Source organism: Pseudomarimonas arenosa (genome assembly GCF_014841215.1).
Classification (GTDB): Bacteria; Pseudomonadota; Gammaproteobacteria; order Xanthomonadales; family Xanthomonadaceae; genus Pseudomarimonas; species Pseudomarimonas arenosa.
In genome coordinates, this window is record NZ_JACYTR010000007.1 from 108,547 (window position 1) to 130,846 (window position 22,300).

Genomic DNA, 22,300 nt, shown 5'->3' on the forward strand with positions numbered 1-22,300 from the left:
AACGCCTCCGACCAGCACGGCAGTGCCGTTGCCCTTCCCGCCACCGGTGGCGCTTTGCGCCGCAATGACTGCGACAGATCAACCAAGCAGGCGGCTAAGAGGAACTCAGCCGCCCGATCGGCCTTGTGTTACGGATTCGATGCGCGCAGCCCGATGCCGTGGGTGCCGTTGTCGCCGATCAGGTGAAGGGTGACCGGCCGGGTAGTGACAATCGCCTGCACGTCGATCCAACCGATGCCGCGCAAGGGCTGCTCCAGGGGGTTCTCGACACGCTGCAGCTCAAACTGAAAGTAGTGCTGACCGGAACCCACGGCCGGCAACTGCAACTGGCCGCGATACAGGCAATCGCTGCTGCTCTCGAAGCGCACACAGAGCGCGCCATTGGCCTGCACCTGCAGACGGCCCTTGGGCGCCTCGAGGTTGTCGCCAGTCAGGGGAAACCTGTATTCAAGTCCAAGCCAGCCGGCCTGGCCGGCCAACGCGCCGAACGGATCAGAGGGCGAATAGGACGATGGCCCTTCAACCGTTGACAGCGAATCATCGCTTACCGGGTCGGGCCAGTGGATGCCGACAGCCTTGCTCGACTTGACCATGAAGTCATAGCGCGGCGTATCTTCCGGCCAGCTCGGCACCACGCACTGCTCACTGCCGAAGTTCGGACCGAGAATGCATAACCAATCGTTGGGCAATCGGCGCTGCTGCAGCACGGCGCGCCCAGCCGACTGCGACACGACCTCACCACGCAGCACAAAGCTGCCCGGCAAGGTAGCCCCGGTGCTGTGATCACCTGCCCAGTAGCCTCCGCTGCCGATGCCGTACCACTGACCTGACTGGTCGAGCAGTGCCGTGAACACCTGATCACCCTGGTACACGCCGCTGGGCAGGCCGGGCGCGGTACTCAACTCACAGGCGGGGCCGGCGAACTTGACCAGACGCTGGATCGGCAGGCTGCCGGCGGGAAACCCATCCGCCGAGGGCTGATAGCTCACCGTGGCGCTGTTGCAGTCGCTGAAATCGATCGCCATCGATCCCCAGACCGGCAGTTCGATGTCAGCCGGGTCGAACTCGCCGAAGCGCATGCCGCGTGGTGCGTACAGTGGGCCTTCGATACGACTGCCCTCGATCTCGCCATCGAGATACAGGGTCAGCGGATTGCCATCGAGGTCGTAGCTGTACCAAAGGGCTACAGCCCGTTGATCGTTGACCACTTCAATCGAAAAACCATGCCCCGATTGCTCCGGGTTGAACCAGGTGCCGTCAAATTCCGGCCCCACATCGGCCCGAACCAGGCCACAGCAAAGCCCGAGCAGCAGCAGCGTGGCACCACGCGTCCTTGTGTTAAGCATGTGAATAGTCCGTGATCTTGGGAGCGTGGATTCTGTGCAACGGCGACCAAACCTGCAAGATCACTATGCAAAGCGCGCCTCTGCGCTCGGTTGCCTAATCGAAACGGATTCCGTTGTCTGCCTCGGCCTGATCGGCGTCGTCATCGTTCTGATCATGGCTCTCGGACAGCTGCTCGGCCGCGTAGTCCTCGATGTCGATCTCGCGCACCTTACCGCCGAGCTTGGGCTGGGCCTGCAACGCTTCGGCAGCATCGACCAGCAGCAACAGCTCGGCCCGGCGCTCACTCGGCACCTGCTGCCAATGACAACCTTGCAGTGCCCCTTCGATGGCATACAGCAGGTTGAGGCTGGGGCGAAAACTGGCCCGTTTCACTTTCAAGAATGCTTCCACCGCGCCGGTCTCACGCAGATCCTGCTCGGTGTGGATGCCGACCTGACGCAGCCAGGCCGACGACTTCGGACCGATGTTGAGCAGTTTTCCGCGACTCATGTGCCTGACTCCAGCGACGACAGGTAGGCGGCGGCAATGGCTTCCAGCCCAGCCTGATCGACCTCATCGAAGCGATTGAGGATCGGCGAATCAAGATCGAACACGCCGATCAGACGCGCGCCCAGGTAAAGCGGAACCACCAGTTCAGAGCGGGAATCCGAATCGCAGGGGATGTGGCCAGGAAACGCCTCGACGTCATCGATACGCTGCGTCTGCCGCGATTGCGCTGCAGTACCGCAAACACCACGGCCGAGCGCGATTCGGATGCAGGCCGGCTTGCCCTGAAACGGCCCCACCACCAACTCCTTGCCGTCGAAAAAGTAGAATCCCACCCAGTTGAGATCGGGCAGCGCATGGAACACCAGAGCAGACAGGTTGGCAGCATTGGCAATGCGATCACCCTCGCCATGCATCAGACCGCGCGCCTGTTCCAGCAACTGCGCGTACTGCTCTGACTTGCTTCCGCTCAAACTTGAGGTTTCGAACATGCAGACTTTCCTTTTCCTTGACGGTCCGACCGGCCCCCAGACTGACCATTGTAGGACGTCCCGGTGAACCAACTCGACTTCGTCCCGCCAGCGCCGGCAATAGCCACCCGCCTGTTCGTCACCGGTACCGACACCGGCGTCGGCAAAACCCATGTATCGCAGGCGCTGCTGCTGGCGCTGGGCAGCCAGGGATGGCGCTCGGCGGCGATGAAACCGGTCGCCAGCGGCTGCACATTGCAGCACGGTCAATGGCAGAACGATGATGCCCTGGCCCTGCAGGCCGCCGCCTCGCTGCAACGCGATTACGTCGATGTCAATCCCTACGCCTTGCCCGAGCCCACGGCGCCGCAGATCGCAGCGCGACGGGTCGACTGCCGCATCGAGATGGCGCCCGTACTCAGTGCCGCCCAGCGACTTGCGGTCGGTGCCGATCTGCTGCTGGTGGAAGGCGTGGGCGGCTGGATGGCGCCGCTTGGCGATGCCCTGATGCAGGCCGATCTGGCACGGGCGTTGAACTGCCAGGTCATCCTGGTGGTGGGACTGCGTCTTGGCTGCCTGAATCACGCCCTGCTCAGCGAACGAGCGATTCGCGCCGATGGCCTGCCGCTGGCCGGTTGGATCGGCTCGGCGCTGGCCCCTGACTTCGCGCACGCCGCCGACTACCATCAGTTGCTTGAGCAGCAGCTTGAATGCCCGTGGCTGGGCAGCCTGCCGTTTCAGACCGATGTCAGCCAAGCCGCCCAGGCCCTGGATGGGCGTCGCCTGGCCGGGGTTATCGGATTGGCGTAGGCCCTGGCCCGCCACCATGGGCCTGCAATCGCCGTGGCAATTCTGCGGCGACAGGTTGCCCTGCAGTTCCCCGTCGCCAGCAAGGTTCAAGATCTTCGCGTCGGGCCAGGGCCCGACCTACACCGGCAGGCGCAGGATGAAGCGGGCCCCGCCGCCAGCGGGGGTTTCGGCCAGCAGTTGACCGCCATGCTCCTCGGCAATCTTGCGCACGATGGCAAGACCAAGGCCGGTACCTTTCAGCTTGGTGCTCTTGTAGGGCTCGAACCAACTGGCGTCGAAACCGTCCGGCAGACCGGGGCCATCGTCCTGAACCCATAGCTCGATCATGCCGCGCTGCCCGCCGGAAATTCTGCGCGCTCCCAGCACAATCTGAACCTGCTGTTCCCCCGCTGCTTCCTTGGCATTCTTGATCAGATTGTGCAGCACCTGGCGCAGACGTCCGGGATCGGCCTCGCAGACCGGCAGCTCATTCTCGATACTGGCCTGAAGCCTGAGCTGGGCATCGCCGGCATACAGCTCGATCAGATCGCGAATCAACACTGCCAGATCCATCGGCTGTCGCTGCAGTTGCGGCGGACGTGCGTAGTCGCCAAACGCATTGACCAGGGTCTTCAGCGCGTCCACCTGGGCGACGATGGTATGGGTGGCGCGACTCAATACCTCGGCCTCCTCCTCGGCCAGACTCGGCATTACCCGGCGCCGCAGGCGCTCGGCTGCCAGCTGGATCGGCGTCAGCGGATTCTTCACTTCATGTGCCAGTCGCCGGGCGACCTCGGCCCAGGCCGCGTCACGACGTGCGCGATCGATCATGGTGGTGTCATCGAGCACCGCCAACAGCCCCTGATCGGGCAACCGGGTGCCGCGCAACAGCCAAAGCTCGCGACCCTCATCAGCCGCTATCACCAGCTCGTCGCGAAACTCCTGCACGCCTTCGCGCAGGCGTTGGCCGAGCTTGTCGACCAGCGCGGCCAGTTGCGGACGCGCGCGCGCGATCGCGCCCAACGGCTGGCCGCGCAAACTGCCTTCGCTATCGCCCAGCCAGGCCAGCGCCGCGGGATTCAGGCGGGTCAGCTGACCGGTGGCATCGATGACCAGCACCACCGAGCTGAGCCGGGCCAGCACGGTCTCCAGAAAGGCGCGCTGACGCTCGGTTTCCTCCTGGCTGCGCTTGGCCTGGGCTGAGGTCAGCTCCAGGTCGCGCGCCATGCGATTGAAGCTCTTGACCAGCAGCCCCAACTCATCATCGAGCAGTTCGGGAATGCGGCGATCGAAGTGCCCGTCGGAGACTTCCTTCATCGCAGCGGCCAGCCGCCCAATCGGCGATACCAACCGTCGGGACATGCCCAGCGCTGCAAACACCGACAACAGCACCGACAACAGCAGCACCAGGGTGAGAATCAGCACAAAGGCGAACTTCAGCGCGTCACGCAGGAACAACGAACGCCGTACCTCGGCAACACCCTGTTCCACTTCAGCAAGATCCCGCGAGTACTCCGGCGGCAGACGATACAAGGCCTGCAGCAAGGCCGCCCCCTGCAGACGCTGCACGCGTTGCACTACGCGAATTCTCAATCCGCCTTCGAACGGCTCGGCCTCGGCATGGAAATCGCTGCTGCTCAGGGCCAGGCGCAACTCCTCGTCGGGCGGATCGACATCGATGTCCTGCGGCGTGGCCGCCGCCAGAGCCAGCAAGCGGCCCTGGGCGTCGAACCAGGCCAATTGCGCGGCGGCGCTGCGGTCCAGCGCCTGTTCGGTACGCTCGACCAGCTCGGCGTCGTCGACAAAGGCCAGATCATCGGCCAGATCTTCGACTTCACGGCCGGCGGCATCCAGACGCAGATCAAGATAGGCGCGGCCCAGATCCAGGCTTTGCTGCAGAATCTCGGCGCTATTGGTGCGCAGCCAGCTGTCGACCGTGCTGAGGATGAAGCGCGAAGCGAACAGGTGTACCAGGATGATTGGCGGCAGGGCCAGTACCAGCAGCCACAGCAGCAGGCGCCGACTCAAGCGTGCCCCGGGCAAACCCTGCCGCACATCGCGTAGCAAACGCAGGATGCGCTGCACGATAGCGATACCCAGGACCAGGGCCGCCAGCGCTACCGCACCAAACACATAGGGATAGAAGCGCTCGTAGCCGGCGCCCAGCCCTTCGGCGTCGGCCGCCAGATACAGCGCCGCCAATAGCAGCACCAGCATCGGCAGGATGCTGAGCGCCCAACCCAGTCGGCGAATCAGACGCCGGGCATCTGCCATGGCACGCTCGGGGAAACCAAACGCCACTGCGCCGAGCGCAGGAAAGCCGGAAAGCGCAGCGGCGTCGGCAACCGGGTCAGGTCCAAGGCCATGCTCAGCTCGCCCCGGCAGTCCGCTGGCAGGCCGGGCGGCAGCTCGATGCGGATCCGTTCGAGTGCGGCCAGCAGGGCCGAACGACGGCCAAAGCGTCGCACGCCAAGCTCACCCTGATCGAGTTCATAGGCGCGCCGCAGCGGGGCATAGCGCAGTACCACCCGGTGTCCGGCGATGGCCTGGTACGGCGCCTGGCAGCCACTGACCTGGTAGCCGAGCGACAACTCAACGCCATTGGTCAGCGCACTTAACATGGTGCTCGACAGACTCAGACGCTGCTGCAACAACAGAAACTGCCGCTCGCCGCTCTGCAGAACGCCGATCGTCTGCAGTTCTGCTCGATCTGGGGTGCTGCCCAGGCAGCCGCTGAGCAGGGCGCTCAGCAGCATCAACAGACTGACTCGCGTCACTCGGCTTCGCCGCATTACAGGGTTCGCCTCAGCCGGTGTCATCGACGTTCGAGCAGAGCATAGAAGAAACCATCACGCTGATCGTCGCCGGGTAGGCATTGTCGACCAGATCCGCTGCAGCGGCCATAGTGCTCGGCCAGGGGCAGGGCCCGCGCATCTGCATGGGCAGCCAGGAAAGCGGCAACCTGTGCTTCGTTCTCGTCTCTGAACACCGAGCAGGTGGCGTACAAGAGCTGTCCGCCCGGCTTCAACAAAGGCCACAGCGCGGCCAGCAATCGCGCCTGCAGGTCGACCAGGGCAGCGATATCGCTGGCCCGTCGATGCCATTTGCTGTCCGGCTGACGTCGAGCCACGCCACTGGCCGAACACGGGGCGTCGAGCAGAATGCGGTCAAACCGGCGGCCATCCCACCAGTCGCGCGGCTGGCTGGCATCGGCACAACGGATCTCACAGTTCAGACTGAGACGACGCAGCCCAATGCGCATTCGTTCGACCCGGCGCGGGTCGTTGTCCAAGGCCAGAACCTGCAGATCGGGCTGCTGCTCCAGCAGGGCCGCCGTCTTGCCGCCCGGCGCGGCGCAGGCATCCAGCACTCGCAAACCGGGCGCAAGGTCCAGCGCTGCGACGGCCAACTGCGCCGAGCCGTCCTGCACCGACACCTCGCCTGCGGCAAATCCAGGCAGTCGCTCGACCGCCAGGCCGCGGGCCAGACACAGCGCCTGCGGCAGATAGGCGCAACGCTGCGATTCGATATCCAGGCTGGACAGCCGTTGCTGATAGTCGCCCGCATCTGCATGCCGGGCATTGACCCGCAACCACAGCGGCGGCTGGGCATTGTCCGCCTCGAGGATTGCCGGCCAGTGCTCTGGCCAGTCCACCCTTAGCTTTTCGATCCACCAGGCAGCATGGCTGTGACGATATTCCAGATCATCCGCCAACTGCGCCTGCAGCGAATCGCGCTCGCGCAGAAAGCGCCGCAGCACTGCATTGATCAGGCCCGCCATCGGCGCCTGGCGCAGATGGCGGCTGGCCTCGACCGTGGCCGAGATCGCCGCGTGAGCCGCTATCCCCACGGCTTCGAGCTGGGCCAGGCCGATCAACAACAGGGCGTGACTGGCGGCATTGCGCTTGGCCAGTGGACGCTGCAGCAGGCGCTGCAGCAGGCATTCGTAACGATGCAGAAAGCGGCAGGCCGCCATCACCATGGCTTCGCAGAGGGCGCGATCGCGCGGATCGGCCAGGGATAGCAGCGCCGACGGCAATTCCGCCTTCAGTGAAGCACCGGCAAAGCGCACTGCCTGCACCACCCGCGCAGCGGCCACTCGCGCCGCCACGCCCTCGGCGCTCATGCGCCGCCAACCAGATCGCGCCGCGCGTTCAGATAGTCGGCGACCGCAATGACCCGACCACCTTCGCGCTGCACCCGGGTCAAGGCCAGACCGCCTTCAGCACAGGCGACCAACAATCGCCCCTGCCCGGCTTGCACTACTTCACCAGGGGTTCCACTGACCGACTCGACCAGTTCGGCAGCGTGCACGCGCAGACGCTCGCCTGCCAACACACACTCGGCGACCGGCCAGGGCGAAAACGCGCGAATCTTGTTGTACAGCGCCCGCGCCGGGGCCTGCCAATCGAGTTGTGCCTCGGTCTTTTCGAGCTTGCGGGCATAGCTGACCCCCTCTTCCGGCTGCGTCTGGGGCGACGGCAGCTGCCCGCTCTGCAGCCGCCGCAGGCCCTCCCCAAGCACCTCGGCACCGAGTTGCGAAAGCCGGTCATGCAGGCTGCCGGCCGTTTCGTCAGCGGCGATCGACAGTGACTTCGATAGCAACACTGGCCCGGTATCCAGACCGACCTCCATCTGCATCAGACAGATGCCGGTCTCGCTGTCGCCAGCTTCAATGGCGCGCTGGATCGGCGCCGCACCGCGCCAGCGCGGCAACAACGAGGCATGCAGGTTCCAGCAGCCGTGGCGCGGCAGAGCCAACACCTTGCGCGGTAGCAGCAGGCCATAGGCGACCACCACCATCAAATCGAGCTGCAGTTCGGCCAGCTGGCGCTGCAGCTCGGCATCCTTCAGCGTCTCCGGCTGCCAGACCGGCAGCCCCTGGATCTGTGCCAGCTGCTTGACCGGACTGGGCTGCAGCTGACGCCCGCGGCCGGCGGGGCGATCGGGCTGCGTCAGCACCACCAAAGGCCGCAGCTCAGCCTGCAACAGCGCAGCCAACGCCGGCACAGCGAACTCCGGAGTGCCGGCGAAGGCAACGCGCAGACTCATATAGGCTTCTCCCAAAACAAGCATCAGCCGCCGCCGAGCGAACCGCGGTTTCGGGCCGAACGACGGGTGGCTGTTGTCAGGCCGCTTGCACCTTGCGCAGCTTGGCCAGCTTGCGCTTCACCATATCCTGCTTCAGCGGCGACAGGTAATCGACGAACAGCTTGCCCTCGAGATGATCCATCTCATGCTGGATGCAGACCGCAAACAGGCCGCTTGCCTCCAGGGTAAATGACTCGCCATGCCGGTCCTGCGCCTCGACCACGATGCGATCGGCGCGGGTGACATCGGCGTGGATGCCGGGCACTGACAGGCAGCCTTCCTGACAGATCTGACTGCCCTCGCGCTCGACGATGCGCGGATTGATGAAAACATGCGGCTGACTTCGGTCTTCACTGACATCGACCACCATGAAGCGCAGGTGCACGTCGACCTGGCTGGCGGCCAGACCGATACCCGGCGCGGCATACATGGTGTCGAACATGTTGTCGATCAGCACCTGAAACTCAGGCTTGAAATCGGCAGCCGTCACCTCGCGCGCCTTGGTGCGCAGTCGGGGGTCGGGGAATTCGAGAATGGTCAACTGGGCCATAACAACTCAGATGGCGGGTCGGCCGCCGCAGTTCAAGAGGGCTGTAAGCGGCAATTCTAGCGCGAGTCATGGAAACGAGCAGTCAAGGATGTTCAGCTGTCCGATTGGATCCCGCGGCGAACAGTGTCGTTGCGTCAATGTTTGGGCTATAGTGCGAGCGACCTGCAAGGGGAAACAGGTGGTTACCAGCCATGTTTAAGAAACTTCTTACCTTCGCCGCAGCCTTCGCGCTGACCGTTTCCGGTTACGTGGCAGCTGTGGAACTGCGCGCCGACCACCCGGACACCTATGTGGTGAAGAAGGGCGACACCCTGTGGGACATCGCCAAGCGCTTCCTGAGCGAGCCCTGGCTGTGGCCGGAGATCTGGCAGGCCAACCCGCAGATCGAAAACCCACACCTGATCTATCCAGGCGACGAGATCAGCCTGGCCTATCTGTCGGGCCGGCCGGTACTGAACGTCAAGAAGCTCTCACCGGAGGTTCGCCGGGAGAAGCTGGACGCCATCCAGACCGTGCCCCTGGCAGATATCGAGAGCTTCCTGCGCCGCTACCACATCATGAGCGAGGAAGAAAAAGACGCGCTGCCCTACGTGCTGGGCGTCGAGGAAGGCCGCCTGTACGGCACCTCCGGCTATATGGTGTATGCCCGCGGCGGCAATCTGCAGGAAGGCGACAAGGTTGCCATTGCCCGCCCGACCGTGCGCTATGCCAAACATCCGCATCCGCACACCGGCTATCCGCGCCTGCGCCGCGACGAGTGGACCATGCAGCACGGCCTGCGACCGAAGCCCTCGGGCATGGAGTGGGCTTACTACGCCGCCAGTGACAACGGCTTCGAAGTGCTGGGCTGGGAGCTGGTCGAGCTCACCGAAGGCACGGTCACCCGCAGTGGCGATCCCAGCAGCATCCTGCTGTCGGCACAGGGGGTCGAAGTGCAGAAGGGCGATGTCATCCTGCCGAAGAACGAGCACCCGTTCGACCTGACCTTCATGCCGCATGCCCCGCGCTCGATTCCCGAACACCTGCGCATCATGGCGATGACCGATCGCGTGCAGTACGGCGGTCGCAACGACGTCATCGCCCTGTCTGCCGGCAGCGAGGACGGCATCGACAACGGCACCGTGTTCTCGATCTACAGCCCGGGTGAAGTGGTGCGCGATGAGGTGCGCCACAAGCAACGACTGGTCTCCAGCATGCCCAGCCGGAAGGTCGAATTGCCGGCCGATTTCGTCGGTCACGCGATGGTGTTCAAGACCTTCGACAAGGTCAGCTATGCGCTGATCATGGATGGCATCCGCCCGGCTCAGCTGGAAGACGAGCTGCGCGCACCGGTGCGACTGCAGCAAGTCGCACAGCGCTGAGCACAAGACCACGCCGCTCACGGAGACGGGTGAGGCGCTGAACGCGGTTGCTGATGAGGCCAGCGCCTGGCTGGCCCTGGCCCGGGTCGAGGGCCTGGGCGGGGGAGGTATACGGCGCCTGCTCGATATCCATGGCAACGCCCTGGCCGCTTGGCGGGCGCTGCCCCATGGCGGCTTGCAAGCAGGCCTGACACCGGCGGTCGTCAAGTCCGCCGCAAAGCTCGACCTGGCCGCACTGGAGCAGGATCGCGCCTGGCTGGCCAGTCCCGACTGCCACCTGCTGCCCTGCACCGACCCTCTATTTCCGCCGCAACTTGCCGAGACTCCCAACGCGCCGGCCCTGCTGTTCCTGCGCGGCGACCCGCAGTTGCTATGCCAGCCGCAAGTGGCCGTGGTCGGCAGCCGCAACCCCACCGCTGCCGGACGCGACAATGCCTACGCCTTTGCCCGCGCCTTGGCCGAGGCCGGCCTGCTGATCACCAGCGGATTGGCTGAAGGCGTGGACAGCGCGGCCCATCGCGCCGCACTCGACGCCGGCCGCCCAACGCTGGCCGTCATGGGCACTGGCGTCGACCGGATCTACCCCGCCCACAATGCCCGTCTGGCTGCCGAAATCGTCGGCCATGGCGCTCTGATCAGCGAGTTTCCACCGGGAACACCAGCCCGCCGCGATCATTTCCCACGGCGTAACCGCATCGTGGTCGGACTCAGCCTGGGCACCCTGGTGATCGAGGCTGCGCTGAAGAGCGGCGCCTTGATCAGCGCACGCCAGGCGGTCGAGGCAGGTCGCGAAGTGTTCGCCCTGCCCGGCTCGATCCACAACCCCCTGGCCAAAGGCTGTCATCGACTGATCCGCGACGGCGCGCACCTGATCGAGACCGCCGATGAGATCATCGCAATGCTCGGCCCGGCCGCCCTTCGCCTCGGCCAGCAGCTGCAGCAGCGCCTCGGCGAGGCTGCGCGCGTGGACGACCCCGGCAGCGAACTGCTGCCAGCGGGGCTGCCCGGCGACCCCGACTATCAGCGTTTGTGGCGCGCCCTGGATCACAGTCCCAGCAGCGCAGTTCAGCTACAGCAGCGAACCGGGTTGACCGCTCAGGCCCTATCCTCCATGCTGCTGCGCCTTGAGCTGGATGGCTGGATCGACGCCCGTGCCGGGCGCTACCTGCGCCGTTCTGGCTGAGGCCCGCTACCGCCCCGGGTCAGGATCGGCCAGCCAGCCAGCGCCGTGGCCAGGCGGCTGTAACGCGCAAAACGCATCATGTTGCCCGCCGCCTACGCGGCGACAGGCAGAGGTGGAATGAAAGAGAACGTATTGGACGTCCTGCTGTACCTGTTTGAACACTACTTCTATGAGGATCCGGACGGCGTCAGCGATCGCGAATCGCTGCGCGGCGGATTGCTGGAAGCGGGCTTCAGCGGCGACGAGATCGGCAAGGCCTTTGAATGGCTGGAGGCCCTGGCCCGAGCGCGACGGGCAGATTTCACCGCCACAGCGCACGGCCCGACCCGAGTTTTTGCGGCCGCCGAACAGGCTCGCCTGGGCACGGAAGGGCTGGGCTTTCTGATCTTCCTGGAGCAGATCGGGGTGCTCGATCCGTCGCAGCGTGAACTCGCAGTTGACCGCGCAATGGCGCTCGATGACGACACGATCGACTTGGATGACCTCAAATGGGTCATCCTGATGGTGCTCTTCAACCAGCCCGGACAGGAGGCCGCCTTTGCCTGGATGGAGAGCCACCTGTTCGACCGTGAAGGCGGCCTGCTGCACTGAAATGGCAGCGGCCTGTCGTCGGGCATTTCGGCTTTCTTGCTTGACAGCTCTTCAGCCCCTGTGTTTCCACTGAATTAAGGAACGGGCCAGCCCCTGGGGAGAGGGGCCGGTGCCGTTATCACCACTACGCGGGCAGAGGCACGCATGCCAAAAAACCTTTTGATCGTGGAATCGCCTGCCAAGGCGAAGACCATCAACAAGTATCTGGGCAAGGATTTCCAGGTACTGGCCTCGTATGGCCACGTTCGCGACTTGGTGCCGAAAGAAGGCGCGGTCGATCCGGACAACGGCTTCGCCATGAATTACAGCCTGATCGACAAGAACGAGCGCCACGTCGACGCTATCGCCAAGGCGGCCCGCGATGCTGATGCGCTGTATCTGGCCACCGACCCGGATCGCGAGGGCGAGGCCATCAGCTGGCACATCGCCGAGATTTTGAAGGAACGCGGCCTGCTGAAGGACAAGCCGCTGCGCCGGGTGGTGTTCAGTGAAATCACCCCACGCGCCATCAAGGAGGCGATGGCCTCGCCGCGCGTGGTCTCCAGCGACCTGGTCAACGCTCAGCAGGCGCGCCGCGCCCTGGACTATCTGGTCGGCTTCAATCTGTCGCCGGTGCTGTGGCGCAAGGTGCAGCGCGGCCTGTCGGCTGGCCGCGTGCAAAGCCCGGCGCTGCGGATGATCGTCGAGCGCGAGGAGGAGATCGAAGCCTTCGTCGCCCGCGAGTACTGGTCGGTCGAAGCCGACTGCCAGCACCCCAGCCAACCGTTCAGCGCCCGCCTGGTGAAACTCGACGGAGCCAAGTTCGAGCAGTTCACCATCACCGATGGCGACAGCGCGGAAAAGGCGCGCGAGCGCCTGCTGCGTGCCGCCGGCGGCCAGCTGCTGGTCAGCGATGTGCAGTCAAAGGAGCGCAAGCGCCGGCCGGCGCCACCGTTCATCACCTCGACCCTGCAGCAGGAAGCGGCGCGCAAGCTCGGCTTCTCGACCAGCCGCACCATGCGCCTGGCACAGAAGCTGTACGAAGGCGTGGCCCTGGGCGGCGAAGGCACGGTCGGCCTGATCAGCTACATGCGTACCGACTCGACCCATCTGTCGCAGGAGGCGGTGGCCGAATTGCGCGACACCATCCTGCGCGAATTCGGCCAGCATGCTCTGCCGGCCCAGGCCAATGTCTACAAGACCAAGTCGAAGAATGCCCAGGAAGCGCATGAGGCAATCCGCCCCACTTCGGCCTTGCGCACACCCAAGTCCGTCGCCAGCTTTCTCGACCCGGATTCGCTGCGCCTGTACGAGCTGATCTGGAAGCGCGCGGTCGCCTGCCAGATGATCCACGCCACCCTCAACACGGTATCGGTGGAACTGGCTGCTGGCAGTGATCATGCCTTCCGCGCCACCGGCACCACGGTGATCGACCCCGGCTTTCTGGCGGTGTACGAAGAAGGCAAGGACCAGAAGGGCGCCGACGACGATGACGAAGGCCGCAAGCTGCCAACCCTGCGCAAAGGCGAGAAGATCAATCTCGGCGGAGTCGAGATCAAGCAGCACTTCACCGAGCCGCCGCCGCGCTATTCCGAGGCCAGTCTGGTCAAGGCACTGGAAGAGCATGGCATCGGCCGCCCCAGCACCTATGCCAGCATCATCCAGGTGCTGCTGAATCGCGACTATGTGTACCTCGACAGTCGCCGCTTTCGCCCCACCGACGTCGGCCGGGCGGTCGCCAAGTTCTTATCCAGCCATTTCACCCAGTACGTCGACTACGACTTCACCGCCAAGCTCGAAGACGAGCTCGACGCGGTGAGTCGCGGCGAGGAGGAATGGCAGCCGCTGATGGAGCGGTTCTGGAAGCCGTTCAAGGCCCTGGTCGACGACAAGGCCGAGTCGGTCGACCGCAGTGAAGCCACCGGCGCCCGCGAGCTGGGCACCGACCCGGCCAGCGGCAAGCCGGTCAGCGTACGGCTTGGCCGCTATGGACCGTTCGCCCAGATCGGCACCGCCGACGACGAGGAAAAGCCCAAGTTCGCCAGCCTACGCCCCGGCCAGAGCATGCATACCATCGCCCTAGCCGAAGCGCTGGAGCTGTTCAAGCTGCCACGCACCCTGGGTGAAGATGAGGGTGAAAGCGTCAGTGTCGCGATCGGCCGCTTCGGTCCATTCGTCAAACGGGGCAGCCTGTACGCTTCGCTAAAGAAAGAAGACGACCCCTACACCATCGACTTCGCCACCGCCGTGGAGCGGATCCGCGAGAAACAGCAGCTCATCGCCAACCGCACGATCAAGACCTTCGAAGGCAGCGAGATCCAGATCCTCAACGGTCGCTACGGCCCGTACATCACCGACGGCAACCGCAACGGCAAGATCCCGAAGGATCGCGAACCGGCCAGTCTGAGCCTGGCCGAATGCGAGGAGATCATTGCCAATGCCCCCGAGCGCCCGGCCCGCGGTCGCTTTGGCAAGAAATCCGCCGCCAAAAAGGCGCCGGCAAAAAAGGCCGCGGCAAAGAAAACCGGCGTGAAAAAGGCCTCGGCCAAGAAAGCCGCCAAGAAGGCGGCAAGCAAGACTTCGCCAGCGAAGAAAGCAGTTAAGAAGGCCGCGACCAAGAAAGCCAGCAAGCCCGCTGAGTGAAGCACAACACGCCAGCGCGCCGTGCCCCGGCTCGCTGGCGTCAGTGCAGGCATAAGGCCAGGCTACAAGCGGTAGGCCACACCATTGCGGATCTGCACCCGCGCACCTTCATACAAGCCACCCCGCTGGTGTTGCTCGAACACCAGCCGGCGGCCGTCATCCATCCGCACGAACACCGCATACAGATCGCGCTGATTGCGCTCGCGTTCGATCTTGTTGCCGGCGATGCCGCCAGCAATGGCACCGGCCGCCGTGGCTGCCTTGCGGCCACTGCCACTGCCGACCTGATTGCCTATCACACCACCGACGATGGCCCCCAGCACGGCACCACCGCCGCTGGTACGGCCGCTACCGTGCGCCACCAACTCGATGTCTTCCACCACGCCGCAATTGACACAACGGCTGTAGTGACTGCCACCGGCATAGCCGTAGCCGCCGGAAGATGCACAACCAACCAGGGCAAAACTAAACAATGCGCTAAGGAGGAGGGCGTTGCGATTCATGCTGATCTCCGTAATCCGGGTCGGTAACGGCGAAGCAAGTGCCATACCAAGTTCTCCCAAAGCGCCAAAATGGCTCAACCACGCACGCTGGGGCCGTCGTCAACTCAGGCAGCCACCGTCCTGAGCATGCAAATTGCCAAAACTTCATGCAGCTTGAACGCCCTCTGCGCAGGGCATAGCGCAGTCTGCGATCTGCAATGCGCGCGTGCATCGACGCACACCCTGGCCATGCAGATTGCAATCGGGCCGGCCTCGACATCTCTGAGCCCAGCCTAAATCGGCATCGCTAAACCGTTGAATTGAGGCCGCAATCTGGCTTGCACGGTTGCCTTGGCATGCCGGTTGCTCGCCGAGAAGCAACCCATTCGCCGCTCGTCTGGAGCCTCGTATGTCTCAGCGCAACCCGATGTTATTGGGACTCGGATTGGTCGTGCTCGGCCTATGCACTGCGCCAACGGGGTCTGCCGCCGATTGGCAGCAGACCGAGGCAGGCCGCGCCTTCCTGCAACGGCAAAGCATCCTGCGCAGCCAGGGCCAGCCGGTGGGTCCGAGCAAGGCGCTGACCGACCGCGTCTTTTCCGACGGTGGCTTCGAATCGCCTAACCCCTGCCTGGAAGACCGTGATAGCGATGGTCTGGCCGACTGTGTCGAAACCCTAACAGGTCATTTCATCGACATTAGCGATACCGGCACCGACCCGGACAATCCCGACAGCGACAGCGATGGCCTGCTGGACGGCGAGGAAGTGCTGGGCAGCGAAACCGGTCTCGACCTGCCGGCGATGGGTGTCAGCCCGTTACGCCGCGACATTCTGCTCGAATACGACTGGTTCGAGTCCGACTATTCCTGCGGGCCACACAGCCAACGCCCAACCGTCGCCGCAATCGAGCGCCTGGCCGACATGTTTGCCAGTGCACCAGTACAAAACCCCGACGGCAGCTTCGGCATCCATCTGGTGCAGGACTACGGTCAAGGTGGGCTGTATCAGGGCGGCAATCGCATCGACGGCTATCATCCGGTGTTACCAGGCGCGCTCGATGCCACCTTCTATGAAATCAAACAGGCCAATTTCGATCCGGCCCGGCTGGGCTACTTCCGCTATGTGATGCTGCCGCATCAGTACAACGGCGGCTCGTTCAGCAGCGGCTATGCCGAAGTGGTGGGTGATGACGCCATCGTCGCCCTGCAGTGCTTCAACAATGACGATTACCTGGCCCGCACCATGGCCCACGAACTCGGCCACCTGCTGGGACTGCTGCACGGTGGCTTTGAATGGTGCAACCACAAGCCCAACTACAACTCGCTGATGAACTACCGCTACCAGTTTGCCGGCATTGACCATGACTGCGATGCCCAAGGGGATCCGCTGGGCGATGACTTCTCGATTGGCGCTCGCGTGCTACTGAATGAGTCGGAACTCAGTGAAACCGCAGGTGTATGCGGCGCGCAGCCGGTCGACTGGAACGGTGACGGCACGCTCGACGAACAGCTCGAATACGACCTCAATCCTACCGGCGGTTGTAGCGGCACGTTCTCGATGCTGCACGACTTTGATGACTGGACGAATCTGACTTTTGCCGGCCTGGCCGACCGTACCGGCGCCCTGAAATCAGTGCAGAGCGAGGTCGGCTGCGCCGGCGCCCCGCCCAGCCCGACCCACAAGGCGCGATAGGAGAATGACATGCGTATGCGATATCTGCTTCCCGGCGTGCTGTTGATCCTGCTCGGCATCCTGAGTCTGATCGGCAAGCTAAGTTGGCAGGAAGACAAGGAACTGGTGCGGATCGGCGATGCCGAGCTATCGGTCAAACAGGAACGCTCGCCGGCCGACTGGGTCGGTTATGGCCTGTTGTTCGCCGGTGGCGTGCTGGTGGTGGGCGGACTGGCCTCACGACGACCGTGACTTTCAACTCGCAGGCGATGGGAGTATCACCACTGATGCAGCCTGGATACCGCTTTTTCGCCGCCGAACTCGATCTGTTCGAGCTGGTGCGTGACGACCACGCACGCCAGCGCGAGTGGCTGCAGGCCCTGTCCCGGCCGAACCTGAGCCTGCCCGAGCGGCAACAGGGCGCGCTTGAGCTGGGCCACTGGCTAAGCGTGCATGCCGCTGCTGAACGCGCAACCCTGTACGCCACCCTGCGCGAGCAGGAGGCCGGCGAACTGGCTGTGCTATGCAGCATCGACGAACACCGCTATATCAACCAACTGCTGCGTGAGCTGTGGATGTTGTCCGAGCGGGCCTCGCCCACCGCCTGGGCGCGGGCGGTGCAGGCCCTGAGTCGCGAGATCGAAGCCCATCAGGAAGAAGAAGAGCATGCGATCTTCTGCCTGCTGGGCGAACACATCTCAGCGCAACAGCGGGTGCAGCTTGCGCATGATTACCAACGCGAAACCGGCCTGCAACACATGCTGTTGCAGCCCGAGCTGCCGGCCTGAGGCCGCGCCGCTCAGGCCTCGCCGCGGATATGCAAGGCCGGGTCGACCGGCCAGCGACCGGCCGCTTCGGTTGAGGCGATCTTGTCGGCGGCCTGACTGAGATCAACGATGGCCGGGGTGACATGACGCATCGACTTGCTGTGATAGACCGTCTTCACCTTCGGCGTGAGCAGGCTACCGGGATTCTGCTCCACCACCACCCCAATCAGACCGGATTCCAGCCGCACCAGCGAGCCGATCGGGTAGATCCCGATGCACTTCATGAACACCTGCAGCAGCTCACGATCGAACTGCTGGGCACTCCACTCCCACATCTTTCTTAACGCCTCGGTTGGCTCCATCGCCTTGTGGTAGCAGCGATCGGCGGTAATGGCATCGTAGACATCGACAATCGCCGCCATCCTGGCAAAGCGGCTGATCTCATCTTCTTTCTGCCGATCGGGATAACCCGAACCATCCTTGCGTTCGTGATGGTGGCGGGTGATATCAAGCGGAATATCGCCGAGGCCACCGGTTTCGACCAGCACCTGGTGACCATCAACGGGGTGCCGCTTGATAATCTCAAACTCGGCGTCGCTAAGCCGACCGGGCTTGTTGAGCACCTCGTTCGGCACCTTCATCTTGCCGACATCGTGCAACAGCCCACCCATGCCCAGCTCGTGCAGGGTCTCGCCTTCCATGCCCAAGGTGCGACCGAAGGCAATCATCAAGGTGCCAACGCTGACGCTGTGCAGAAAGGTGTAGTTGTCCTTGTCTTTCAGTCCGACCATACCAATCAGGGCGCTTGGGCTGCGCATGATCGAGCCGGTGATGGTTTCCACTACCTCGCTCACTGCACCGGTCTGAATCGCCCGCCCCATGCGCACATCGCGCATCACATCGTGCACGGCGCGGTGCGCCTGACCATGCACCTCGCGCGCACGTCGCAGCTCGGCACTGACCGGAATCGGCTCCCATGACTCCCGTGGCTTGGCCAACGGCACCACTGCCACCATTTCCTTAACTAGCTGCTCCCGCACTTCTTCGGCGTCGACGGCCAGCCGATCATCGATCCCGCGCTCGGTATCGATATAGACCTCATCAATGCCGGCATCAAGGATCCGTTGCACATCCTCGTCGCTGCGAATCTCGAAACGACTGCGCCAGAACGGATGCGACATCCAGCTGCCACCCAGCTCGTGGATGTACATGCCTGGACGCAATCGTTCGCTGGCAATCTTGCGGATCATGGGCTCACCGGCCTGGGTAGAGAAAAAATACCACGCCGGCGTGAGCGAGAAGTCAGCAGAATCGCAAGTCGCGGGGGGCGTCACAGTCGCGCGCCAGGGCAGAAACGGCGGGGGCCAGGAAGATCGTCCGTCAGGCCAAGCTCAACTGTCGTCGCGGGTCACTCGCAGCACCTCGTCGACCGAGGTGATTCCGGCCAGCAGCTTGCTCCAGCCGTCATCGATCATGGCCGGCGTGCGTCGCCGGGCCAGCTTCAGCATGTCGGCCTCGCCACGCCCGGCGTGGATCGCCTCGCGCATCGCTTCGTCGACCATCACCAGCTCATAGAGGCCGGTGCGCCCGCGGTAGCCGCCGCCGCGTCCCGCCGCTTGCGAGCCAGGCCGGTAGAGCTGCAGATCCGCACTCAGCTGTTTGCCGAACGCGGCGCAATCCAGGGCGCTGGGCTGATAGGCCTCGCGGGTTTCCGGGTCGAGCACCCGCACCAGTCGCTGCGCCAGCACGCCGAGCAGGGAGGAGCTGAGCAGGAAGGGTTCGATGCCCATATCGCGCAAACGGGTCACCGCTCCCACCGCTGAATTGGTGTGCAGGGTCGACAGCACCAGGTGGCCGGTCAGCGAGGCTTGGACCGCGATCTCGGCGGTTTCCAGGTCGCGGATTTCGCCCACCATCACCACGTCCGGATCCTGGCGCAGGATGGCGCGCAGACCACGAGCAAAGGTCATATCGACGCGCGGATTGACCTGGGTCTGACCGATGCCGTCGAGGTAGTACTCGATCGGATCTTCCACCGTGAGGATGTTGCGGGTGGCGTCATTGAGCCGAGTCAGTGCCGCGTACAAGGTGGTGGTCTTGCCGCTGCCGGTCGGGCCGGTGACCAGGACGATGCCGTGCGGCCGATGGATCAATGAATCGATGCCGCCGAGGATTTGCTCACCCATGCCGAGTTGGGAAAGATCAAGCCGCCCGGCCTGCTTGTCAAGCAGACGCAGCACCACACGCTCACCGTGTCCGGCGGGGATGGTCGAGACACGCACATCAACCGGGCGACCGGCAATGCGCAGACCAATCCGGCCATCCTGCGGCAGTCGCTTTTCGGCGATATCGAGCTTAGCCATCACCTTCAACCGCGACACCACCGGCTGGGCGATGCCGCGCTGCGGCGTCAGCACTTCGCGCAGCACGCCGTCAACGCGGAAGCGCACCACCAGGCGATTCTCGAACGGCTCGATATGGATATCCGAGGCATTCTCTTTCACCGCCTCGGTGAGCAGGGCATTGATCAGGCGGATGATCGGCGCGTCGTCTTCGCTTTCCAGCAGATCTTCGGGCTCGGGCAAGGCCTCGGCGATCTGCGCCAGATCGACCTGCTCGTCGAGGTCGGCGGCCATGCTGCGGGCGTCGTCGGTGCCCGACTCATACAACTCCCGCAGCAACCGATCGTAGGCCGTCGGCTCCAGATACTGCAGGGTCAGCGGGCGGCCGCAGTGACGGCGCAGCTCGGCCAACACTTCGGGGCGCACGTCGACCCGGCAGGCAATCTCGGCCTGGCCTTCGTGGAAGCGGATCAGCGCTGCGCCGTTGCGCTTGGCAAAACCAAAGCTGGGCCGGCTGGGAAGAGCGACTTCAGTCACGCACACCCTCAGTCTCGACCGGCGGCGCAACGTCGAGCTCAGACAGCTCGGGCAACAGCGGCTGGTGTTCGCCGTTGTACTTCAGCTCCTTGTTCTCACGCATGCGCAGCTGTTCACTGCGCAGGTAGTTGTATTTCTCACTGGATACGGCCAGCTCGGCGGCGGCATCACGCAGAATGCGTGGACGCATGAAGATCATCAGATTGAGCTTCTGCTTGCTCGACCGGCGCGACTTGAACAGGTTGCCGAGCAGGGGCACGCGGGAGATGCCGGGCACGCCCTGCACGCTCTCGCGGGTTTCTTCCGAGCGCAAACCGCCCAGCACCAGCAAGCCACCGTCGGGCACCAGCACACTGGTCTTCAGCTCACGCTTGTTGGTGATCAGGTCGACCGCACCGGTCACCTGGGCAGCCAGCGCCGATACTTCCTGGCGCAGATCCAGCCGCACGGCGTCACCTTCATTGACGTGCGGAGTGACCGTGAGGATCACACCCACATCTTCGCGTTCCACCGTCTGAAACGGGTTGTTAATGCCGCCGCCGTTGCCGCCACCTGTGCTGGCATTGGTGTACTGGCCAGTAATGAAGGGCACGGTCTGTACCACCTTGATCTCGGCTTCCTGATGATCGAGGGTCACCACACTCGGATTCGACAGCACATTGGCCCGACCATCGCCGCGCAGGGCGCGAACCAGGGCGCCGACCTGGAACAGTGGACCGTCAACGCCCGGCAGCGAGAAGGTGCCGCCAATATAGCCAAGGTTGAGGCCGTTGCTCAGCGCCGAGGTGGGATCCTGGATGGCACCGACAATACCCCCTGCGCCATTGGCACCGGTCGGGAAATTGGTGCCGCCAATGATGCCGGACTCGTTCTCGCCACCGTCGTAATTGGTGGTCTGCCACTGAATGCCGAGTTCGTCGGCCAGATCGTCACTGACCTCCACCACCACCGCCTCGATCAGCACCTGGGCACGACGCACATCCAGCGACCGCACCACCGCCGACAGCTCGCGAAACACGGTCGGTGCACAGGTCAGCACCAGGGCATTGGTTTCCTCGTGGACCTGGATGGTGACCGGCTTGACGCCATCGGTCTTCACCGCGGTGCCGGTCAAGGTAGCTGCCACGCCCTCCAGGATCGGCACCATGTCGGCCGCCTTGGCATAGCGCAGATAGATCACCTGGGTGTTCTCGCCGGTCGACAGTGGCGTGTCGAGATGGGCCACCAGGGTGCGATAGCGCAGTCGCTGCGCCTTGTCGCCGGACAATAACACCGAGTTGGTGCGCTCATCGGCGACCAGCTTCAGGCCGCCCTGCAACAATGGCGTACTGCCAGCACCCGCTTCCAGACTGGACAACGTGCGCGCTACTTCAGCGGCCGAGGCATGCTGCAAGGCGATCACTTCGACATCGGCGTCGGAGGCCGTATCGATACGCGAGACGATGGTGGCCAGGCGGTCGATATTGCCGGCGCGATCGGTGACCAGCAGTGAGTTGCTGTTCTCATGTGCCGTCATGTGGCCCTGCTGCGGCATCAAGGGGCGCAGCAGTTCGACCAGACTCTTGGCTGAGACATGCTTGACCGGCAACAGCCGGGTGACCAGTTCATCCTTACCGGATACCGGCACCGCCGCCGTACCGCCATCCTGCACCGCCACCGCTTCCGGCAGAATCTTCACCATCTGTGCCCCGGCCGGCACCGCGGCGAATCCATGCACGCGCAGCACTGACTGGAAGGTCTCGTACAGCTCATCCTTGCCCATCGGCCGGCTGGAGATCACCGTCACCTTGCCCTCGACCCGCGGGTCGATGATGAAGCTCTTGCCGGTGATCTCGCTGACCGTCTGGATCAACACGCCGATATCGGCATCCTTGAGGTTCAAGGTGTGCTTCTTGTCGAGCTCCAGCGGTGCCTGCGGCACGTAGGGCGTGATCTGTTCGGTCTGCTGCGCGGCGACAGCGCCCGCAAGCACCAGCAAGCAGGTGAAACTGATTGTTCGGAAGGACATGC

At 64.0% G+C, this 22,300-nt stretch carries 20 protein-coding genes; 8 read left to right on the forward strand and 12 right to left on the reverse strand.

Annotated elements, in window-relative coordinates; all coding sequences use genetic code 11:
- Window positions 1-128: 128 nt before the first annotated feature.
- The 3 genes from IFO71_RS05560 to IFO71_RS05570 all read right to left on the reverse strand — a co-directional run bounded on the left by IFO71_RS05560 (window position 129) and on the right by IFO71_RS05570 (window position 2,324).
- Window positions 129-1,346, reverse strand: a complete 1,218-nt coding sequence (locus IFO71_RS05560; RefSeq protein WP_192028547.1) for a hypothetical protein — start codon at window positions 1,344-1,346, stop codon at window positions 129-131.
- Window positions 1,347-1,440: 94 nt separating this feature from the next.
- A complete protein-coding gene (locus IFO71_RS05565; RefSeq protein ID WP_192028548.1) occupies window positions 1,441-1,836 on the reverse strand; it encodes a TfoX/Sxy family protein in 396 nt (131 codons plus the stop codon).
- The gene (locus tag IFO71_RS05570) at window positions 1,833-2,324 is read right to left on the reverse strand and encodes a GAF domain-containing protein (protein WP_192028549.1); all 492 of its coding nucleotides are present in this window, start codon (window positions 2,322-2,324) and stop codon (window positions 1,833-1,835) included. Before IFO71_RS05570 ends, IFO71_RS05565 begins: the two co-directional genes overlap by 4 nt.
- A 63-nt stretch (window positions 2,325-2,387) precedes the next feature.
- On the opposite strand from IFO71_RS05570, the gene bioD reads away from it, so the two are divergent.
- A complete protein-coding gene (gene bioD, locus IFO71_RS05575; RefSeq protein WP_332309324.1) occupies window positions 2,388-3,113 on the forward strand; it encodes a dethiobiotin synthase in 726 nt (241 codons plus the stop codon).
- 117 nt (window positions 3,114-3,230) lie between these two features.
- Here bioD and IFO71_RS05580 read toward each other — a convergent pair whose 3' ends face one another.
- The 5 genes from IFO71_RS05580 to def form a co-directional block, all read right to left on the reverse strand.
- Complete coding sequence (locus IFO71_RS05580) at window positions 3,231-5,366, reverse strand: sensor histidine kinase (protein WP_192028550.1); 2,136 nt, start codon at window positions 5,364-5,366, stop codon at window positions 3,231-3,233.
- A complete protein-coding gene (locus tag IFO71_RS05585) occupies window positions 5,345-5,884 on the reverse strand; it encodes a DUF4390 domain-containing protein (protein ID WP_192028551.1) in 540 nt (179 codons plus the stop codon). Before IFO71_RS05585 ends, IFO71_RS05580 begins: the two co-directional genes overlap by 22 nt.
- Window positions 5,885-5,907: 23 nt before the next feature.
- Window positions 5,908-7,218 carry a 16S rRNA (cytosine(967)-C(5))-methyltransferase RsmB gene (rsmB, locus tag IFO71_RS05590; RefSeq protein ID WP_192028552.1) on the reverse strand — a complete coding sequence of 437 codons (1,311 nt, stop codon included), beginning with the start codon at window positions 7,216-7,218 and terminating at the stop codon, window positions 5,908-5,910.
- On the reverse strand, window positions 7,215-8,138 hold the full coding sequence (gene fmt, locus IFO71_RS05595; protein ID WP_192028610.1) for a methionyl-tRNA formyltransferase: 924 nt from the start codon (window positions 8,136-8,138) through the stop codon (window positions 7,215-7,217). The genes rsmB and fmt overlap by 4 nt, the downstream gene beginning before the upstream one ends.
- An 82-nt stretch (window positions 8,139-8,220) precedes the next feature.
- Window positions 8,221-8,733: a peptide deformylase gene (gene def / locus IFO71_RS05600; RefSeq protein ID WP_192028553.1), complete on the reverse strand. Its 513-nt coding sequence runs from the start codon at window positions 8,731-8,733 to the stop codon at window positions 8,221-8,223.
- Between the two features lie 191 nt (window positions 8,734-8,924).
- Between def and IFO71_RS05605 the strand changes: the two genes are divergently transcribed.
- From IFO71_RS05605 to IFO71_RS05620, 4 genes are all read left to right on the forward strand, one after another.
- Window positions 8,925-10,094 carry a LysM peptidoglycan-binding domain-containing protein gene (locus IFO71_RS05605; protein WP_192028554.1) on the forward strand — a complete coding sequence of 390 codons (1,170 nt, stop codon included), beginning with the start codon at window positions 8,925-8,927 and terminating at the stop codon, window positions 10,092-10,094.
- Window positions 10,021-11,277: a DNA-processing protein DprA gene (gene dprA / locus IFO71_RS05610; RefSeq protein ID WP_192028555.1), complete on the forward strand. Its 1,257-nt coding sequence runs from the start codon at window positions 10,021-10,023 to the stop codon at window positions 11,275-11,277. The genes IFO71_RS05605 and dprA overlap by 74 nt, the downstream gene beginning before the upstream one ends.
- Window positions 11,278-11,394: 117 nt before the next feature.
- Entirely contained in the window at window positions 11,395-11,868 is a 474-nt protein-coding gene (locus tag IFO71_RS05615; protein WP_192028611.1) for a Smg family protein, read from the forward strand.
- A gap of 144 nt (window positions 11,869-12,012) precedes the next feature.
- Window positions 12,013-14,490: a DNA topoisomerase I gene (locus IFO71_RS05620; protein WP_192028556.1), complete on the forward strand. Its 2,478-nt coding sequence runs from the start codon at window positions 12,013-12,015 to the stop codon at window positions 14,488-14,490.
- Between the two features lie 62 nt (window positions 14,491-14,552).
- On the opposite strand, the gene IFO71_RS05625 is transcribed toward IFO71_RS05620, so the two are convergent.
- Window positions 14,553-14,993 (reverse strand): outer membrane lipoprotein, encoded by a 441-nt coding sequence (locus tag IFO71_RS05625; RefSeq protein ID WP_192028557.1) that lies wholly within the window; start codon window positions 14,991-14,993, stop codon window positions 14,553-14,555.
- A 388-nt stretch (window positions 14,994-15,381) separates the two neighbouring features.
- On the opposite strand from IFO71_RS05625, the gene IFO71_RS05630 reads away from it, so the two are divergent.
- From IFO71_RS05630 to IFO71_RS05640, 3 genes are read left to right on the forward strand one after another with little or no spacing between them, the layout of a single operon-like run.
- Window positions 15,382-16,665, forward strand: a complete 1,284-nt coding sequence (locus tag IFO71_RS05630) for a hypothetical protein (protein ID WP_192028558.1) — start codon at window positions 15,382-15,384, stop codon at window positions 16,663-16,665.
- A 9-nt stretch (window positions 16,666-16,674) separates the two neighbouring features.
- Complete coding sequence (locus IFO71_RS05635) at window positions 16,675-16,896, forward strand: hypothetical protein (RefSeq protein WP_192028559.1); 222 nt, start codon at window positions 16,675-16,677, stop codon at window positions 16,894-16,896.
- 35 nt (window positions 16,897-16,931) lie between these two features.
- Complete coding sequence (locus IFO71_RS05640; RefSeq protein WP_192028560.1) at window positions 16,932-17,432, forward strand: hemerythrin domain-containing protein; 501 nt, start codon at window positions 16,932-16,934, stop codon at window positions 17,430-17,432.
- Window positions 17,433-17,443: 11 nt separating this feature from the next.
- Here the strand turns inward: IFO71_RS05640 and IFO71_RS05645 are convergent, their stop codons facing one another.
- The 3 genes from IFO71_RS05645 to gspD all read right to left on the reverse strand — a co-directional run bounded on the left by IFO71_RS05645 (window position 17,444) and on the right by gspD (window position 22,298).
- Window positions 17,444-18,661: an HD-GYP domain-containing protein gene (locus tag IFO71_RS05645; protein ID WP_192028561.1), complete on the reverse strand. Its 1,218-nt coding sequence runs from the start codon at window positions 18,659-18,661 to the stop codon at window positions 17,444-17,446.
- Between the two features lie 141 nt (window positions 18,662-18,802).
- Window positions 18,803-20,290 carry a type II secretion system ATPase GspE gene (gene gspE, locus IFO71_RS05650; RefSeq protein WP_192028562.1) on the reverse strand — a complete coding sequence of 496 codons (1,488 nt, stop codon included), beginning with the start codon at window positions 20,288-20,290 and terminating at the stop codon, window positions 18,803-18,805.
- Complete coding sequence (gene gspD, locus IFO71_RS05655; RefSeq protein WP_192028563.1) at window positions 20,283-22,298, reverse strand: type II secretion system secretin GspD; 2,016 nt, start codon at window positions 22,296-22,298, stop codon at window positions 20,283-20,285. Before gspD ends, gspE begins: the two co-directional genes overlap by 8 nt.
- Window positions 22,299-22,300 lie beyond the last annotated feature (2 nt).